This window comes from Streptococcus sp. IMAU 99161 (genome assembly GCF_014435245.1).
In the GTDB taxonomy this organism is placed as follows: domain Bacteria; phylum Bacillota; class Bacilli; order Lactobacillales; family Streptococcaceae; genus Streptococcus; species Streptococcus lactarius.
Genome location: NZ_JAAPAW010000016.1, coordinates 1 through 218, shown reverse-complemented (window position 1 = coordinate 218; position 218 = coordinate 1). Strand labels below are relative to the sequence as shown.

Annotated in this window: 1 protein-coding gene; it reads right to left on the bottom strand. The window is 43.1% G+C overall.

The window, feature by feature from the left end; translation table 11 throughout:
- Nucleotides 1-218 (bottom strand): Spy0128 family protein (locus HA044_RS09285; protein WP_187540915.1); only part of this gene is annotated, 218 nt, incomplete at both ends.

Sequence of the window (218 nt, the reverse complement as noted above, 5' to 3'; positions counted from 1 at the left end):
GCTACAGTTGCTTTCATTGTATCGTATGTAACGGTTGCGTCTGTTCCCTTCACTTCTTCTACAGTGTAGTTGTGTACGCCTTCTTCACCTTTCTTGAAGCTAAGTGGTGAGAATGAAACGTTACCAGCCGCATCATTGCTTACTGTTTGAACAACTTTACCTGTTGAATCTTTAAGCACGAAGCTGAATTCGTTGGCTTTCAGCTCACGACCTTCCAA